This is a genomic window from Methylovorus mays, from assembly GCF_020531915.1.
In the GTDB taxonomy this organism is placed as follows: Bacteria; Pseudomonadota; Gammaproteobacteria; order Burkholderiales; family Methylophilaceae; genus Methylovorus; species Methylovorus mays.
Genome location: NZ_JAJAVG010000007.1, coordinates 223,847 through 241,443, shown reverse-complemented (window position 1 = coordinate 241,443; position 17,597 = coordinate 223,847). Strand labels below are relative to the sequence as shown.

Annotated in this window: 19 protein-coding genes; 3 read left to right on the top strand and 16 right to left on the bottom strand. The window is 55.7% G+C overall.

The annotated features are described in order from the left end of the window. Positions 1-5 precede the first annotated feature (5 nt). From LG203_RS09730 to flgB, 7 genes are all read right to left on the bottom strand, one after another. Positions 6-692, bottom strand: a complete 687-nt coding sequence (locus LG203_RS09730; protein ID WP_230345590.1) for a flagellar basal body L-ring protein FlgH — start codon at positions 690-692, stop codon at positions 6-8. Positions 693-717: 25 nt separating this feature from the next. Continuing rightward, positions 718-1,500 carry a flagellar basal-body rod protein FlgG gene (flgG, locus tag LG203_RS09725; protein ID WP_230345589.1) on the bottom strand — a complete coding sequence of 261 codons (783 nt, stop codon included), beginning with the start codon at positions 1,498-1,500 and terminating at the stop codon, positions 718-720. A 69-nt stretch (positions 1,501-1,569) separates the two neighbouring features. Then, positions 1,570-2,310 carry a flagellar basal-body rod protein FlgF gene (gene flgF / locus LG203_RS09720; RefSeq protein WP_230345588.1) on the bottom strand — a complete coding sequence of 247 codons (741 nt, stop codon included), beginning with the start codon at positions 2,308-2,310 and terminating at the stop codon, positions 1,570-1,572. 38 nt (positions 2,311-2,348) lie between these two features. After that, entirely contained in the window at positions 2,349-3,554 is a 1,206-nt protein-coding gene (gene flgE / locus LG203_RS09715; protein ID WP_230345587.1) for a flagellar hook protein FlgE, read from the bottom strand. 30 nt (positions 3,555-3,584) lie between these two features. Then, entirely contained in the window at positions 3,585-4,253 is a 669-nt protein-coding gene (locus tag LG203_RS09710; RefSeq protein ID WP_230345586.1) for a flagellar hook assembly protein FlgD, read from the bottom strand. 21 nt (positions 4,254-4,274) lie between these two features. Continuing rightward, entirely contained in the window at positions 4,275-4,679 is a 405-nt protein-coding gene (gene flgC, locus LG203_RS09705) for a flagellar basal body rod protein FlgC (RefSeq protein ID WP_230345585.1), read from the bottom strand. A gap of 25 nt (positions 4,680-4,704) precedes the next feature. After that, positions 4,705-5,133, bottom strand: a complete 429-nt coding sequence (gene flgB, locus LG203_RS09700; RefSeq protein WP_230345584.1) for a flagellar basal body rod protein FlgB — start codon at positions 5,131-5,133, stop codon at positions 4,705-4,707. 200 nt (positions 5,134-5,333) lie between these two features. On the opposite strand from flgB, the gene flgA reads away from it, so the two are divergent. From flgA to LG203_RS09685, 3 genes are all read left to right on the top strand, one after another. After that, positions 5,334-6,062, top strand: a complete 729-nt coding sequence (gene flgA / locus LG203_RS09695) for a flagellar basal body P-ring formation chaperone FlgA (protein ID WP_230345583.1) — start codon at positions 5,334-5,336, stop codon at positions 6,060-6,062. A gap of 153 nt (positions 6,063-6,215) precedes the next feature. Further along, positions 6,216-6,527 (top strand): flagellar biosynthesis anti-sigma factor FlgM, encoded by a 312-nt coding sequence (flgM, locus tag LG203_RS09690; protein ID WP_230345582.1) that lies wholly within the window; start codon positions 6,216-6,218, stop codon positions 6,525-6,527. Between the two features lie 7 nt (positions 6,528-6,534). After that, on the top strand, positions 6,535-6,993 hold the full coding sequence (locus LG203_RS09685) for a flagella synthesis protein FlgN (RefSeq protein ID WP_230345581.1): 459 nt from the start codon (positions 6,535-6,537) through the stop codon (positions 6,991-6,993). 74 nt (positions 6,994-7,067) lie between these two features. Here LG203_RS09685 and LG203_RS09680 read toward each other — a convergent pair whose 3' ends face one another. The 9 genes from LG203_RS09680 to LG203_RS09640 all read right to left on the bottom strand — a co-directional run. Beyond that, positions 7,068-8,345 carry a DUF3396 domain-containing protein gene (locus LG203_RS09680; RefSeq protein ID WP_230345580.1) on the bottom strand — a complete coding sequence of 426 codons (1,278 nt, stop codon included), beginning with the start codon at positions 8,343-8,345 and terminating at the stop codon, positions 7,068-7,070. A gap of 13 nt (positions 8,346-8,358) precedes the next feature. After that, on the bottom strand, positions 8,359-8,898 hold the full coding sequence (locus LG203_RS09675) for a hypothetical protein (protein WP_230345579.1): 540 nt from the start codon (positions 8,896-8,898) through the stop codon (positions 8,359-8,361). Further along, positions 8,895-9,230, bottom strand: coding sequence for a hypothetical protein (locus LG203_RS09670; RefSeq protein ID WP_230345578.1), 336 nt, complete (start codon positions 9,228-9,230; stop codon positions 8,895-8,897). Before LG203_RS09670 ends, LG203_RS09675 begins: the two co-directional genes overlap by 4 nt. Next, positions 9,227-11,068, bottom strand: a complete 1,842-nt coding sequence (locus tag LG203_RS09665; protein ID WP_230345577.1) for an ankyrin repeat domain-containing protein — start codon at positions 11,066-11,068, stop codon at positions 9,227-9,229. The genes LG203_RS09670 and LG203_RS09665 overlap by 4 nt, the downstream gene beginning before the upstream one ends. 233 nt (positions 11,069-11,301) lie before the next feature. Continuing rightward, entirely contained in the window at positions 11,302-11,955 is a 654-nt protein-coding gene (locus LG203_RS09660) for a hypothetical protein (RefSeq protein WP_230345576.1), read from the bottom strand. A gap of 1 nt (position 11,956) precedes the next feature. Next, on the bottom strand, positions 11,957-12,319 hold the full coding sequence (locus tag LG203_RS09655) for a hypothetical protein (RefSeq protein ID WP_230345575.1): 363 nt from the start codon (positions 12,317-12,319) through the stop codon (positions 11,957-11,959). Further along, entirely contained in the window at positions 12,288-12,947 is a 660-nt protein-coding gene (locus LG203_RS09650) for a hypothetical protein (RefSeq protein WP_230345574.1), read from the bottom strand. The genes LG203_RS09655 and LG203_RS09650 overlap by 32 nt, the downstream gene beginning before the upstream one ends. Then, the gene (locus LG203_RS09645) at positions 12,944-15,364 is read right to left on the bottom strand and encodes a M23 family metallopeptidase (protein ID WP_230345573.1); all 2,421 of its coding nucleotides are present in this window, start codon (positions 15,362-15,364) and stop codon (positions 12,944-12,946) included. The genes LG203_RS09650 and LG203_RS09645 overlap by 4 nt, the downstream gene beginning before the upstream one ends. 18 nt (positions 15,365-15,382) lie before the next feature. Beyond that, the coding region (locus LG203_RS09640) for a type VI secretion system Vgr family protein (protein ID WP_230345572.1) at positions 15,383-17,597 on the bottom strand (2,215 nt) is incomplete at its 5' end.

Sequence of the window (17,597 nt, the reverse complement as noted above, 5' to 3'; positions counted from 1 at the left end):
CGTTCTCACAGCGGGATAAAGCTCAGGAAAAAGCGTGACAGGATGGACGTCACCAGAGCGGCATCCACACGGCTGTTGGTGCGGTATTCGATACGGGCATCGGCGACGCGCGTCGATGGTACGGTGTTGCTGGCACTGATGGTGTCCGGGTTCACCACACCGGAAATACGCACAAACTCGGTGCCTTTATCCAGCGCCACCTGTTTTTCACCACCGACGACCAGATAGCCATTCGGCAGAACATCAAGCACCGTGACTGCAATCGAGCCGGTAAAGATATTGCTGGCATTGGCGGCGGCGGCATCGTCAAACGCGATGTCAGATGCGCTGTTGAATGCAGCACGTGGCACCGGGCTGCCAAATGAGGCGGTGACCGAGGAATTTACGCTGCCGGTTTTGCTGGCAGAGCTGGCATTGCTTTTGGTGGCCGAGGTGTTTTCTGCAATGTTGATCATCAGCGTATCGCCAATCAGGCGGGCACGACGGTCCTCAAACAGCGGACGGTAAGCGGCGACATTGTAGATGGCACCATTGGTGGGCTGACGCGCCGATGCCGGGTAAGGCTTGGTGGTCAAGGGGCCTTGGGTGATGGATGTCGGCGTGCAGGCGCCCAGCATGAGCGTGCATGCTGCCGCGAGCCCCAGTGCCACGGGCTTGAGATGGTTTGCACAATGGCGAATGATCTTAAGCATGTTCAAACTCCCGGCCTTGCCATGACTATAGCTGCGACAGCCTTTGCAGCATCTGGTCAGATGTGGTGATGGCCTTGCTGTTGATTTCGTAAGCGCGCTGGGTCTGGATCATGCTGACCAGTTCCTCAACGACGTTCACGTTGGATGTTTCCACGTAGCCTTGATTCAGTACGCCCGCGCCATTTGCGCCCGGCGTATTGGTGCTGGCCGTGCCTGAAGCCGATGTTTCGACATACAGGTTTTCCCCCTTGGCTTGCAAACCGGCCGGGTTGATAAAGGTGGCCAGCTGGATGGTGCCGATCTGGGTGGTGGAGGTCGAATTGGGCAGGGTGACGGAAACCGTGCCATCGCGGCCGACCGTAATGCTCTGTGCATTGGCCGGAATGGTGATGGCAGGCTGGATGGTGTAGCCGCTGGCGGTCACCATCTGTCCCTGGCTGTCTACCTGAAAGGAACCATCACGCGTGTAGGCGGTGGAGCCATCAGGCAGCAGTACCTGGAAGAAGCCTTCGCCATTGATGGCGAGATCCTTGGCGTTTTCGGTCTGCTGCAGGTTGCCCTGACTGAAAATGCGCTCAGTGGCGACCGGTTTTACCCCGGTACCCAGCTGCATGCCGGAAGGCAATTGGGTTTGCTGGGAAGACTGCGCACCTGGCTGGCGGATGTTCTGATAGAGCAGATCCTCGAATACGGCGCGTGAGCGCTTGAAGCCGTTGGTGCTGACGTTGGCCAGATTGTTGGAGATCACGTCCATTTGCGTTTGTTGCGCATCCAGGCCGGTCTTGGAAATCCACAGTGAGCGTATCATGATGATGTCCTCTCGTGCCCGAAATCCATAAACGGGCGTTGGTATGACTGCATGTTAACGTAAGTCAGATCAACTCAAACTGAAGAGTTGACTGGCTTTATTGGCGTTATTCTCGGCGTTCTCCAGCAATTTCATTTGCGTTTCGAACTGGCGGGCCAGGCTGATCATGTTGACCATGGCATCCACCACATTGACATTGCTGCCTTCCAGCGCGCCACTGGTCAGCTGAACCGTCGTGTCGGCCTGCGCCGGCTGGCCGTTCTGCGTACTGAACAAGCCATCGGTCCCGCGCACCAGCGTGCTTTCAGCGGGGTTGACCAGTTTGATGCGGCCGACGATATTGGTCGGGCTGGGCACGGTGACACGTGAAATGGTCGAGACCGTGCCATCCTTGGCAATCGCGATTCTTTCGTCGGGTGGAATGGTGATGGGGCCGCCATCGCCCAGCACGGTCAAGCCATCTGCGGTCTGCAAGATGCCGTTTTCATTAACCTTGAGCGAGCCATTGCGGGTGTAAGCCTCGCTGCCATCCAGCCGTTGCACCGCCAGCCAGCCTTTACCCTGAATCGCAACATCCAGATCGCGCGAGGTGCCGATAATGGTGCCAGGCGTGAAGTCGGTGGCAACGGTGGTGTCAATCACGAAGGCCCGGGTTGGCAGGCCATCGCTGACAATTGGCACAGCGCGGAAAGAATCCACCTGGGCCTTGAAGCCGGTAGAGGTCGCATTGGCCAGATTGTGCGCCGTGGTCGCCTGCTGCTCCAGAATATGCTTGGCGCCTGACATCGCGGTGTAAATCATGCGGTCCATATGGTATCTCCTTTACGGCTTCAGCCCGGGCTCAGTGCTTAACGCAGGTTGACCAGCGTCTGCAAGACCTGATCCTGCGTCTTGATGGTTTGCGCGTTGGCCTGATAGTAGCGTTGCGCGGTAATCATGTTCACCAGTTCGGACGTCAGGTCCACGTTGGAATCCTCAGTGGCGGAGGACTGCATTTGTCCGAGGCCACTGGTGCCTGCGACACCAATCACGGGGACGCCGGAATCGGTGGTTTCTGCATACTGGTTGTTCCCCAGTGCCGACAGGCCATTCGGATTGGCAAACTTGGCGAGCACTACCTGGCCGAGCGACTTGGCCTGGCCATTGGTGTAGCGACCAATGATGGTGCCATCAGTGGATACGCTGAAGCTGGACAAGCGGCCGGAGGCATAGCCGTCCTGTACCTGGCTGTTCAGACTGTAATCTGAACCGAACTGGGTGGTGCCCGCAAAGTCCAGGGTGATGCTCATGGCGGCGCCACTTGCCGGGTCGAAGGCGACCGTTTGTGTGGAGGTCCCGGTCAGCACACCTGCATCGCTGAAGGTGAGGGTGGAACTGCCGACAAAGGTGCTGTTGTCGCCATCGGCGGTGGTGCGGACTTCCCAGGTGTTATCAGCGGTCTTGATCATGTAGGACTGCAGTGTGTGCGAGTTGCCCTGGCTGTCATATACGCTGATCGGCACCACTTGTGTGTAGGTGCTGGGATCATCCGGGTCGAAATCGGCAATGTCCAGAATGTCGGAGGTCGAGTCCAGGTTCATCACTTCTTCCACCGAGGTGGTTGCCTGTGGCGCAAGGTCGGCCGTGTTGATCTGAATGTCGGTGAGTGTGGTTCCCAAGGCGCCGTTGCTGTCTGCCACATAGCCCGTCAGATTCTCGCCACTGGAGGTGACGATGTAACCTGCCTTGTCCAGCTGGAACTGACCGTTGCGTGTGTAGGTAATGGCACCGTCATTGCTGATGCGGAAAAACCCATTCCCGTTGATGGCGATGTCCAGCGGGTTTTCCGTGGTGGTGATGTTGCCCTGGGTGAACAGGCGCTGAATCTCGGCTACCTTGACACCGATACCCGCGCTGGATGCGCCGGAACCATTCAGTGCGGTGGCGTATACGTCAGCGAACTCGGCGCGGGACTGCTTGAAGCCTACCGTATTGGCGTTCGAGACATTATTGCCGATTACATCCAGACTCTTTGCAGCAGCGTTCAGGCCGCTTAATCCTTGTTGAAAACTCATCGCAATCTCCTTGGTGGTATGGGCTGGGGATTAATAGACTTCAACGACGTCATCAATGCCGATAGCGTCGAGAGTGCTGAGGTTAAGTTTGATACCGCTGGTGGTGTTGGATACGCTCAACACTTTGTCATAGGCCAGAGGGGTTGCCGTGACCTTGGTTCCGGCCACCGTTGCGCTGATCTCAAAGGTGTAGGTGCCATCGGCTGCCGTGCTGCCATCGTTGGAGTAGCCATCCCAGCTCAGCGGCATCACGCCGGCATCCTGTGTTCCGAACTCGATCTCGCGCACGGTGTTGCCGTTGGCATCCTTGATGGTCAGGGTGCCACTGTCGGCGCCATCGGGCAGGTTTACACCAAAATAGGCGCTGCCTTCGCTCAGTGTCATCGTGTTGCCTTCAGTCAGCACGTAGTGACCGATCATATTGGCAGCCTCATACGTCTGGGCTGATTGCGAATCGCTGATCAGACCTTCCAGCGTGGTATTCAGTTTCTCAATACCCGTCACCGTGGAAAGCTGTGCCATCTGACTCGTGACTTCCGCATTGTCCATAGGATTAAGCGGATCCTGATTTTTCATCTGCGCGATCAGCAGGGTCATGAAACGGTCTTGCACATCATCCGCTGAAGAGCTGCTGGATGTGGTGGTGCTGCCATTCATGGTGGAAAGAAGGTCGGATGATACAGTCTGCACGGTAGCCATGATGAGTCCTTAGTAAATGAATTATTGACCGATGGTGAGTGTTTTCAACAACATGGACTTGGCAGCATTCATGGTTTCCACATTGTTCTGATAAGAGCGCGAGGCCGAAATCATGTTCACCATTTCTTCGGTAACGTTGACATTCGGCATGGTGACGTAGCCCTGGGCATTGGCAGCCGGGTGCTTGGGATCGTAAACCACTTTGGGCGGTGACGGGTCTTCAATGACCTGTTGTACCTTGACCCCGCTGACTGCCGGGTTGTTGGTGGGGGTGGCGCTGAATACCACCTGCTTGGCCTTGTATGGCTGGCCATTGGCGCTGGTGGCGCTGTCTGCGTTGGCCAGATTACTGGCGACGGCGTTCAGTCGTTGTGACTGTGCACTCATGGCCGAGCCGGAAATATTGAATACATTAAACAGAGACATGATGATTGCTCCTTATATTTGGCGGCTATTGGCCCTGAATAGCCGACAGCAGCTTCTTGATCTGCCCATTGATCATATTGAGGCTGGCTTCGTACCGGATCGCATTATCAGCAAACTGGTTGCGCTCGACGTCCATGTCAACCGTGTTGCCATCCACGCTGCCCTGAATGAGGGGACGAAACATGGGCTCGCCGGGCTTGCCGGTCGGCACATAATCGACGCTGGTAGGGTCGCCACTGAGGTGGGCGCTGGATGTTTTGCTGACGCCAAGGCTGGAACTTGTGGTCTCATTACCGCTCAGGGCGCTATTGAGGGCGTCAGTAAAGTTGACGTCACGTGCCTTGTAATTCGGAGTATCTGCATTGGCAATATTGGCCGCAATCAGCTCCTGCCGCTGCGCACGCACGCGCAGTGCTGACTGGTGAAATGCCAGTGCTGCATCTAGTCTGTCCATTTGTACTGACCTCCTGTTTCGATCCGGCTCAAGTTCTCACTGAGAGCAGCCGTTATCTATGATGAGGGCGAGTGTAGAGCGCGACGGTCAACTTCAATTAGAGGAGTAAAGGGGGAAATATCGTCTTTTTCCACCGTTTGCTTTTGTCCCGGCTACGTAGAATGCAGGCTGTATCTTTCTCCGCAGTCGAGGAACGCATCATGGCAAGTCATTCTATCGTAAAGCAATTGTTGGCATTCTGCACAGGATTGTTGCTCCTGGCTGGCAGTGCTTTCGCCCAAGCTGACGCGATGCCGAATACCGACCAGACGCAGAACCTCACCTCTATCCGCAAGAAAGTCGAAGAATTTCTGACGGTGCAGACCGCTGGCTATCCTGGTCGCGTGACCGTGTCTGCTGGTGCCATAGACAATAATCTCAAGCTCGCCAAATGTCCTGCGCTGGAAGTCTTCATGCCGCAGGGGAGCCGGGCCTGGGGCAAGACCAATGTCGGCGTGCGCTGCAATGCGCCTGCCTGGACCATCTACATGCAGGCTACGGTGAATGTCGTGGGGCAATATCTGGTGGCTGCGGCACCTCTGGCACAAGGCCGGGTGGTGGATAGTGGTGACCTGTTGTTTGAAAGTGGCGATCTGGCCCAACTGCCCCCTGGTATATTTACCGATCCCGAGCAAGCCATTGGCCGTATCGTCAATATATCGATGAATGCCGGCACCGTGCTGCGTCAGGAAATGCTGAAAGCATCGCCCGTGGTTCAGCAAGGCCAATCCGTCACGCTGATCACGCGAGGCAAGGGCTTCAGCATCAGCGCCGAAGGCCATGCACTTAATAATGCCACCGATGGGCAACTGGTCAGGGTCAAGGTCGCCAATGGTCAGGTGGTCAGTGGCATTGCGCGCAATGGTGGCAAGATTGAGGTGAGTTTTTAATCAGGTGTCTTGAAATCCATCCAATGTGAACGTGCAGCATGCAAAGGTTGTTTCAAACTTGCGGTTCAATGTTAAAGTTTAAGAAAACATTGCCGATACCAGCCTTATATAAAGATGCTACGCACTCACATTTATGCATGAGGGAAATACACCATGAAGATTAATGACTCCATCCAGAAAACCACTGGATTGGTGACCGAGAAAGTAGATTCCGGCACCAGTAAGAAAACACAAACGTCCTCCGTGTCTGGCGCTGCCGCCACCGAAAGTGTGACGTTGTCGCCTTTGTCTTCCCAGCTGCAATCACTGGAAGCCAAGATTGCGACACAGACAGTGTATGACGCCGATACAGTAGATGCGATCAAGACCGCCATTACCAACGGTCAGTTTCAGGTCGATTCCGGCAAGGTTGCCGATGGCCTGATCCAGAGCGTGAAAGATTTATTAACTTCAGTAAAAACATGAGACTACCATGAGCGCACGTATCTCGTTTGAGCAAGACACCCAACTGGTTAATCAGCTGATCGTGTTGTTATCACGAGAGCAAGCCAGTCTGGTCAAGGCAGACATGGACGAGATCGAGCCTATCCTGGCAGAAAAAGCGCAATTGCTGAATCAGCTGGGTGCAGTAGTACAAAATCGCTACAAAGCACTGGCCGTGCATGGGTTTGAAGGCAGCGAAAAAGGCATGGCCGACTGGCTGGTCGCGCAGAAGACCGCCGAGATACAGCAAGCCTGGATGAAGTTCAACAAAATGCTGCTGCAGGCAAAAGAAATGAATCGCGTCAACGGTGTCTTGATCAACAAGCACTTCAGCCGTAACCAGCAATTCTTGAGTGCCCTGCAAAACCAGCATTCTGCCGGGCAGATATATGGTTCCAATGGACGTGCCACCACGCAGAATTACCTGCGCTCAGGCTTGCAGGTTTAGTCGATTACTTTCCTCCAGAGGCGTTAAGTGTAGTTAATGCCCCGCCGCCCGATGGGCGGTTTTTTTTTGCAACCTTAGCCTCGCCAATACCAGATCACACTGCCTGATCGTCCAGTTTCATCCATGCCAGGCATAGGCTCGCCTTGCCGCATGCGCACCTCTTGCATGCCCAGGTGCGGGGCAAACCATATCCCTTCTTTGGGACAAGGCTCCCCTGGCAGGGCAGACAGCGTCGCGCTGCGCGCTGGGGCAGCGGGCGTCTGCGGGGGCTGTCGTTTTTCCGGGGTGGGCCAGTCGCTGTCGTCATCAAAGCGCCCCATCCAGCGTGGCCCGTCTATGGTGTTAAAGCGGGGGTTGGGGTCATCATCCCAGGGGTCAAGGCTGGAGAGCAGCAGATCGTCACAGCGCACCGGGCGTATCAGGCGGCTGGCGGCCGCCAGCAGCGGCGGTATGCCATCTTCCACCGGATGCAGTGCCAGCTCACCCAGTTGTACCCAGTAAGCGGTCTTGCCCTGCGGGTAGGGGATTGCGGTAATCGTCCCTCCCAGCGGGGTCAATGCCTGATAAAGGGCATCGGCCGTCAAACCCAGCTTCTCCAGCCAGAAAGGCGACAGCAGAAAGCACCAGGTGGGGGTGCGCAGGCCTGCGCTCAGGTCCGATACATTCACCCAGCCGCTCTCGTCATCACGATAGTGGTAGCCCATTTTTCCCGGATGATCGATATCCAGCCCATAGAAATAATCTGTGCAGATGCGCTCCATGACCTCGGCTTCATAAGACCCCATGGCGCCACTGGCGGTGGAGCCGATTTCAAAGCCGCTGTAGCACTGGTCAGGCTGCAGAATGCTGATCCACTTGTGCATAAAGCGGTGCCACTCGGCCTTGTGCTGCAAATACCAGGCATGGCGGAAGGTGATCTTGAGCGTGGTGTAGCGCATCTCGGTATGGTTGGTGACCCGTGCCTGAATCGCCCAGCGGGCGGAAGAGATGCGGCTCTCCATGTCGGTGGCTTGAATCCAGAATGGTCGCTCCTGCCGCAGTGCCTCCTGTACCTCTGCATGCAGATTGGTCGGCAAGCGTTTGTCACCGGCCTTGAGCCAGACCTGGGTGCGCCACTTGTATATCATGCGATACGGACTATCGATCATGCCCAGCAGTTGTTCATGCACCTCGATCATGTGGTGGGCCATGTTCTCAAAGTCTTCTGGCTTGTGGAGGATGTAGAGGGTGATGAAGGGGCAGAGGCCGTAATCGGCGTCGCCATCCCCATAAAATGTTTGCGGTCGCTTTTTGGTCTCACTGATAAACAGCGCAATTTCTTCATCAGATAAATACAGTTCGGTTGTGCTCATGGCAGTCTGCTCATTAATGTTTAACGGTTCTGGATTTCTTCTTGGATGGGGTGTCTTGATCTGCCCCGTCCCTCTGCCGGATGCGGTCCCAGGGGTAGCGGAACAGGGAGACGCGCCCACCCTTGGTCACGCCCTTGGCTTCCAGTGTGCGGGCTTTGCCCACATGGGCGGTCTTGGCTTTGGCGCAGTCTTTGTTTAAATCGTCATAACGCTCAAACTGCTCATCCCGAATCGTATCGCCGGGGAACTTGATCTCGACGATGCCGAAGAGGTTGGTTTTGCTGAGGGGCTCGTGCCGGTAATCGGGGATCGCTACATCGGCGGCAATGGCGCCCTTGCGCCTATAGGGCATGGGGTAAAAGGGATTGAGCTTGCCGCCCAGCCGGGCGAGCCGGGTGCCCTGCACTGGTGGGTTTTCAGAGCGGGGGCCAAAGCAGGCTTCGGCTTTCATGGGGCTTTTCCAGTCCAGGAGGTCATCGGCAAATTCGATCATGTGGGACACCACCAGCTGCTTCAGCCGCACCACGATAAACGCATCCATAACAGGCCTCATGATCCTCTCCTCGGCGTATAGCCTTCAGGGTATTCAATGCTTAGCTTGCCCTCAGCATCCGGAAGTCGCATTTCGCTAAGTACGGCGAGTGCTACGCCATAGGCTGAGCAGCGGGAGTCGAAGCCATTCATTCGGGAGTAATCGGTGCGTGTGGCAATTGCTGGCAGGTTAACTTTTGCGCATGCCCGCCAGAAGGCTTGGCTGCGGTAATAAACATGCCTGCCTGTGGGGTAAGTCTCATCGCCTGCGGGGGTTCTCCGGATGGCCTCGGTAGCCACCTCCTGGCGCTCCAGCACATGGAGTGCAGGCGGACTCCAGCCCCCTGTGTTCAAGGCTTGACTTGCTCAGCGACTGGCACGGGTGGAACAGGTTTCCCCAGTAGCAAGAGGATTGTCCGGTAGGTAAAACGGTGACCTTCGATGTCATACTCGGGTTCTGAGTCGCCGAAGGCAATCCCTCTAAGCATGTGTGCAACCAATTTATCTGCTGCTCCCCCCTCCGGTAGGTGAGCGCCATTCGCGAGGAGCAACTCGACGTGTTCCAACCATCCGCTCCTTGCCGCCATGGTCAAAGCTGTTTCATCATTCCCTGATAGATTGGGGTCGGCCCCGTGATTAAGCAAAATCTTGGTGCAGGCCAGCACTGTGGCTCTGTTCTTGTTGGTCCAAGCATATAGATGAGTCAGGGGAGTCATTCCATTATCGGCCACATGATTGACACTCACCCCCATCGCGAGAAGATCATTGATCGTCGCTACAGTGTCTACCATATTGAATGGACCTACTCTAAAGAGCGCATTCGTTCCATCATGGTCTGGCAGGTTGATACGTGCGCCAGCGTCGCGTAAAAGATAAAAGAGCTCCGAAGGACCATACGCCGACGCTGCTGCCGCTATCACGCCTCTAGTTTGCACATCCGCTCCATGCTTTAACAAACTCTTAATCATACGAATTTTTCGCGTTATAGCTTCTGGTGATGAAGCCCTTATTTCAGTGGCATTTATAAGAGCCTCATTCATATCCTTTTGGTCAAAATGCCCATGCTCCAACATTGCATCAAGAGTGTCCGGCCCAGTAAAAACTGCATAAACCAGCGGATGAAAATAATCGTCTGTCTTCCCGAAACCAAAGCGCATTGCACCGGCAGCAAGCAAAGTCTCAACAAAAGGCCCGTTATGCGAAGCTAGCGCCATCCTCAAGATTGTGTAGTCATACCTTCTACTTTCGGCAATATCCTCTGGATGTTCAGCAATATGCGCTCGGAAAGATTCGATATCGTTCGCCTTGAGATCATCAAATAGGCTAAGCCGTGGTCGACAGAATTCTGTATCAAATGGAGCTAGATCCAAGTCGTCCTGAGACATCGCTATGGTGGGATTGGACAAATCAGCTTCCGCCTCAACAGCCCCAACTTCGCGCAGGAAATTCAGCACACGCTTAGCGGTTTGTCGTGGCGGCTTGACGGGAAGAAGCGCGGCGCAATAATAGCGATAATGTTCTACCGCCAGTTCCTTGCTTGGTCTCAGTGTGCAACGCCACTGGTCGGAGGGTACAGTTGCATAGGTATCGGCCAGATTTAAATGCGCTGATGCTCTATCAGGAGCTCTCTGCAAAGTATGACGCAACACAATAATCGCATCGTTTATATCTGCGCAGGTTCCGCCACGTGCAAGAAAGTAGCCCAGATCATTTTCGTCGCGTATTGAGAGATCAGCCTTACGGAAATCGACCAAGCCGAATATTCGCCGCAATTCATCAAGATCATCATTTAATCGCGACTTTGTTCTTAGCTTGGCGATCGCATTCTTAAGGTCTTTAGACTCTGGTTTGAAAAATGGAGTGATATGAAATGGTTTGGTTGGCTGTACTAGCTCTTTTTTCCCATTTCGCAGGTCGCCAGCGAGCATAGCCTGACCAAGGCCCTCTAGTAGCGGTCCTTCTTCGCCATCTAAAATTTCTACTTCATTGGGGCGGTCTTGGCTGATCGCCCCCAGATCATTGCTTGAGGTAATGAAAAGGCTAGGCGTATTGGGACACAAATTAAAAAGAATCAGTTCGCCTTGCCCTTGTGTTGATATCAGCCTAACGCCGCCATAATCTATATCACATCCGAACAGGGGCAATGGAGGAGATCTCCATGTCGGAGTTCCCTGCATATCGTAACGCTCCAAAAATCCTAATCGAGCGCCTAATCGAACAAGATAGGTTCGATAAGGTGAATTCCCGATTGTCATCCGAGATTCGTCTGGGACACGGGGAAGGGACTCTATCTCGGACCTCGCGATAGGATCAATATCCAGTGCGTTTACGCGAAGTGGGGCTAGCAAGAGAAATAAGTAAAAGAGACCTGAGCAGGCATTTCTATTCATCATGTTGCAACATGCTTTCCGTTTGTTTTTCAATGTCAAGGCTTAACTAGTTCAGCAGCTGGCACATCGGGCAGAAACTCAATGGTACGAAGGATTTCTATTGCGTGCTGGGTGAGGTCGCTGTCAGGGATACTCACATAACCCACCGCGCCATGCCCACACAAGGCTTTTGAAGCATGAAAAATACAAAAGCGCATGTAGCCTTGCCGGGTTTGCTGGTCACCGTTCAAATAAATATGAGTGTCGGCCCAACCATGGCCATTCACGGCCTTAATATCGTAAACCTGCATAGTTTCTATAATTTCCTCTATTTTTTCACGCGCATGGGCGTCTGTAGATGTGGTCAGATAGCTGCGCAGGTAATCAGGGTCTTTTTCCCACTTCTTCGTGGTAGGGTTAAGAATTCCAGAAGGTTGCATAAGCTCAGGATGGTTGCTATCCATGCATTCACGAGAAAAATACATTTCCCCCATGTTTGACTTCCAGCTGGCGGGCAGTGGCTCAACATGAAATGCGCCTAGATGCTGTTCCCAACTTCCAATACCGCTGTGCTCACCTTTAGGGAGAGTTGCAGCAATATGGCAGCCCTTTCCCAGATTGGTCTCAACTCGAATAGTAGGGGTGTTGTCGTTTGCTATTGCAGGAAACGAAACACTCAGAAAAGCGAGCAAAGAAAGATGTTTTTTCAAGTTAAGGTCTCCTTGGCGTATAGCCTTCAGGATATTCAATGCTTAGCTTGCCCTCAGCATCCGGGAGTCGCATTTCGGTGAGTACGGCAAGTGCTACGCCATAGGCGGAGCAGCGGGAGTCGAAGCCATTCATTCGGGAGTAATCGGTGCGGGTGGCAATTGCTGGCAGGTTAACTTTTGCGCATGCCCGCCAGAAGGCTTGGCTGCGGTAATAAACATGCCTGCCTGTGGGGTAAGTCTCATCGCCTGCGGGGGTTCTCCGGACGGCCTCGGTAGCCACCTCCTGGCGCTCCAGCACATGGGGCGCATCGGCGCACTTCAGCCCCCTGCGTTTAAGGCTTGGCTGGCGGAGCGGCGGGCACATCGGGTAAAAACTCAATGGTGCGAAGAATTTCAAGAGCATGCTGCGTAAGATCGCCCTGCGGCTCATTCACGTATGCCACCTTGCCATTCCCACACAACGCTTTTGAATCATGAAAAATACAAAAACTCATGGAACGTTGACGATATTGTTCATCGCCGATTAAATAGACATAGGTATCAGCCCACCCATGGCCATTCACGGCTTTAATATCGTAAACCTGCGTAGTTTCTATAATTTCCTCGGCTTTGTTACGCTCATAGGCTTCTGTGGAGGTGGTCAGATAGCTGCGCATGTAGTCAGGGTCTTTTCCCCACGTGTTCGTGGTGGAGTTAAGAACTCCAGAAGGTTGCATGAGATTGGGGTCGTTCTTATCCATGCACTCAAGAGAAAAATACATCCGCCCCATGTTCGACTTCCAGCTGGCAGGCAGTGGTTCTACGCCAAATCCACCTATCGTATATTTTGATGTCTCAGAGGCTGGTGCCGGATTGCTATTTTTATCCAGAGGAAGCGTCATGGCGATATGGCAACCTTTAAGCGAGATTTCAACGCGCTCAAGTTGCTCTGGCGCCGCGATAGCAGATTGGGCGAAGGCTAAAAATAGCCATGTCAGAATAACAGGCCTCATGCGCCTCTCCTTGGCGTATAGCCTTCAGGATATTCAATGCTTAGCTTGCCCTCTGCATCCGGAAGTCGCATTTCGCTAAGTACGGCGAGTGCTACGCCATAGGCTGAGCAGCGGGAGTCGAAGCCATTCATTCGGGAGTAATCGGTGCGTGTGGCAATTGCTGGCAGGTTAACTTTTGCGCATGCCCGCCAGAAGGCTTGGCTGCGGTAATAAACATGCCTGCCTGTGGGGTAAGTCTCATCGCCTGCGGGGGTTCTCCGGACGGACTCGGTAGCCACCTCCTGGCGCTCCAGCACATGGGGCGCATCGGCGGATTCCACGAGTCCCTTGGTAATCGCATACCAGCCAGCGCTGTCAGATGGGGCCAACATGGCCTCTTGTGGACTTTCACCCCGCTTGATGTCTGCCTCAACCCATCGCCGCCAGTCTTTTATCTGCTGAGGAATTTCCGGGAAATTCTCATCTTTCAGCAGTTTGAGCGCTTGTTTCTCCTTGTGCTTGTACATGTCATCAAAGGCCGCCTGTAGCCTTGTCCCCAGCGCCGCATCCACCTTGCGCCCGCGGAAGCGCCAGTAATCAAAATAGTTGGCCGGGTTCGTTAGCTGCAAAAAGCCGCGCCCATGCCAGGGGGGGTAATACTTGCTGGAGGCACCGATCTCAGAAAACGAACTAAGCCATGAAGTCTCCTGTACCGCATTGCCAAAGAAAGCGGCCATGCGCAGCGGAGTGTTCAACCCGTATTTGCGCAAGGCGCGGTTGAGGGGGATGCGGTGATTATTGATAATTTTGGCAACCTCATTCGGCTCCCCTCTGCGAGTGCCATAACCCACGACTTCTTCCCATGCCACCGGGTAGCGATCGGGCCGATTGGGCTGTTTGAACGTGAAGGTCCGCAGCGCATGGCTAGGCAGCAGCTGCTTGAACTCCGCCGCCCCCAGCCACATGCATTTGCGCATGTGCTGGATAAAGGCGATGGGGTGGAAATGCCATTCTGCATTGGTGTACGCATCGGGCAGATTGCGGCTGGTCAGGGCCCTGATATGCGCTTTCAGCGCTTTCCAGCTATCGCCGGTTTTATCGTCTCTGTAATGCGGCAAATCCTTGATATGGCCGTAGCGGGCTTCGAAGTTGCTTTGATCAAACTCACTGGGAAACTTGCAGATCAGGTGCTTGAGTTTGTCGGCCAGGCGGTCTGAAGGGGTGAGTATCGGGCTTGCCAGCTTGCGCAAGCCTTCGTCGGTGCGCTCCAATGCCAGCTCGCGATCTGCCATGCGTGCATGCTGGCGGGCAAACAGCATGCGAAGGGTCTCGCTATCGCAGCGCTGGTCCAGGGGATTGTCGTCATCCTGTATGCATTGCCATCCCATGATGGCGGGGAAATCGGCATCGCTAAACTGAAACGTACCCGGCGCATTCAGATTCGCCCACAACAGCCCCTGCGGCGTATGAATGCAGCGCCAGTGCTCAGCCCCCGCTGGCAGCGGGTCTGACCCCAGCACCCGCCCAAAGCGCAGCAGCTCATACCAGCCGCTGGGGCTGCTTTGCGCCTGCTGGCTTTCGGCAAGCCTCTTGTGCCGCTTGTCGGCTTCCTTATGCAGCTCATATTCGCCCCGGCGCTCCGCCACCTGGGTGCCAATCACTTCCCCGGCATGCTCGCCCGTGGCGTGGTATGTGGTGAGGTGGGCATCCCCTTCGTAATCCAGCTTCACCCACAGCGGTGCGGATAGTGTGGCCCCCATCGGGGTTGCGAGATGGGTCGTGGGCTGGTGCGTATGCACCGGCGTGCCCGCAGGCAAATACACATAGGTGCTGCCAAACACCACATCGGTACGCCCACAGCGGGTGGGCGCTTGGCCCAGCGCAGGCAGCGCATCCGGCGCTTGCCCCAGCAGCGTGGTCAGGTTGGCCTCGTCCATGCAGATTTCAAAATGCACATGCCCATAATGATTATAGATCTGCCCGGCGTCGCCGAGCTTGTCCTTGCGGTATATCGGCTGGCCCTGCTTTACCGCCAGCGACTTCATATGCATGTACACGCTGTAAAACGTGATGCTGACAGGTGTATCGCCATTCGCCCCAATCTCTGCCGTGTGCTCGATGATCACCATGCCCTTGTCCGTCCACTCAGGGCTCCCGGTGTAGGCCGAGTAGTATTGTGGGTGGTCGGGGTTTTCATTAGGTTGGGCATCTGGACTAAAGCGGGCATCCGGCTCTACCGTGTAGATCACCCTGCCATCGGCAATCGCCCGCAACGGCGCATAGCCTGTGTAGTAGCCTTCCACCGGCGCCATCAGGTGGATGCCGTTATGCCACTCCATGAAACAGGTGACGGGATACTGTCCGCTAAAGGCATAACGGACGGTCTCGCTATCGTCGCTATGCGTGAACTCGGTGAGAAATGGGTAGCTGATTAGCATGGAATGACTCGTAGGTTATTATGAAAAAGGCCTGCTTGCGTTAGGTGTGGCAGTGAGAATCGGGGGCATCACCACCGGCAATGTCCTGGGCGTATCCTCCATCGCATGCTGGTTGGCATGGACTTTCCAGCTGCCCGCCGTGCCGCTCTCAATGCCGCTGGCGCTCCAGCGGGTGTAGCTGCCGCCTGCGTTCACCACGATTTCCTGTTTGGCGGTGAAGGTGATGTTTTCTGCGGTGTGGCGAATGTCCAGATGGGCGACCATGTCGATGCTGTGCTTGAGGGCCTGGATATCGATGCTCTCTTGTGCCGAAAAGAGCTTGATGCCCGCCTTGTACGCAAACAGCCGTATCGCCTCCCGCACACTGGCGATGAGGCTGCGATTGGCACTCAGACTGACATTGCTGCCCGTGGTAATGGCATGGTCTTCACCGCTGTGCTGATGGGTGCTGCCGGGGGTGGTGCTGGCAATGCCAGCGGGGCTTGCCATGACCAGGTGCGGTTGCTGCAGTTCGGGGAAGGCGGTGTCGGGGTTGGTTGAATTGCTGGCGGTGTTTGTATTGCTGGTGTTGCTGCTGTTGTTGCCGGTAATACCGTCATTCTGCCCCTGCAGCCGCTCGCTCACTTTGGGCTGGTCGTCGCTGTCCTGTGCCTGGTGCTGGCTTGCGAGCTGACCCAGGTCGGCATGCTGGGCTTGTGCCTGTTCTAGTCTTGCCGTGGTTTCGCTGAGGCCGGTGAGGTGGTTCTGGGCTTCTCGTCTCGCTTCGGTGGTGAGGATAAGCCCTTGTCTGGCGCGGATGGCGCCATGCCCATCGGTGCGGAGTTCCAGTCCTTCACCCCGGTAATCCAGTCGTCCGGCATTGCCGTCGATGCGGGTGATATGCCCCAGGCTTAAGGAAGAGCTGTCATGGTCGCTCTTGAGCTGTAGCTGAATCTTGCCATCGGTGTCATCGAGGATTAGGTGATTGCTGCGCCCGGCAGCGCCATTGCCCCCACCGGGGATGAGCTCGCGCGAGCGGATGCCGCTCAAGGCTTGCTGGGCCGGGAGCTGCCACGGGGGCAGGTTGAGCTGGTTGTAGAGACGGCCGGTACATACGGGTAAATCCGGATCTCCGCCGAGGAAATCAATCAGCACTTCTTCGCCTATGCGTGGCAGGTGCATGGCCCCCAGCTGGTTGCCTGCCCAGGCTTGCGATACCCGGACCCAGCAACTGCTGTGCTGGTTCTTCTGCCCATAGCGGTCCCAGGGGAACTGCACCTTGATGCGGCCGTACTGGTCGGTGTAGAGATTGCTCTCGGCGGTGTCGCCGGTGGGGCCGGTCACCAGTGCAGTCTCCGGGCCATGGGTGCGCGGCTTGTGGCCGGGGGCATGCGGCAGCAGGACATCGGGGCGCAGCACTTCGCGGCTGGGCTGGCCGCTGAAGTAGGTCTCCATGCGCCAGGTGCCGGTGAGTTCTCCCGCGATAGCGCCACTGACTCTATCCACGATGGCGGCACGCACCGTTGAAGCTGAAGAGGAGACGGTCTCTTCCCCCACATTCTCGATCAACAAGGTAGTGCTGAGGATCAGGTACTCCTGATTGGCCCTTGCTCTGGGATGCGCTTTGAGGGTAAAGGTATGGCCGGGCACGACACCACGGATATGGCCTTCGCCCGCCACCCGGTGACCGGGCTGGCGCAGGGCTTCCATACGCAGCCGGGCCAAGAGCTCACCTTGCGGCTCGGTCTGGTTGGCCTCGCGGTCCATGCCGGCATTGGGCTGGCTGTAGTCACTGCCATGGTCGGTACGCCACTGGTAGACCTCGTTCTCCGCATGGGCGGTATTACGAGGCTGGGCGTTGCGGGCGGCAAGCTCGGCCCGGGGACGGGTGTAGTCGTAATCGCGGCTGGCATAGCTGCCCGAGGTCAGCTGCTCGGCATCGCTGAAGTGGTGCAGGTACTCTGCATCGGTCTTATGGTCAGGTGGGTAATAGGCAATGGTGTGATAGCCACTGGCCGGGTCATCGGGCTGGAATGGCGTATAGGCGCCATTGTGATCGGCCAGTACCAGGGTATGGCGCCCGTCGTCATGGCGAAAATGAAAGCTGATGCCCCATTCCCGCCACAGGCGGGTGAGGAAGGCGAAGTCGGATTCGTTGTATTGCACGCTGTAGTCCCGGGCGGGATAGCGCTCGATCAGCCGCTTCTCCAGCGCATAGGGGTAGTCTGCCAGCACCGCTTCGGTGATCTCGACC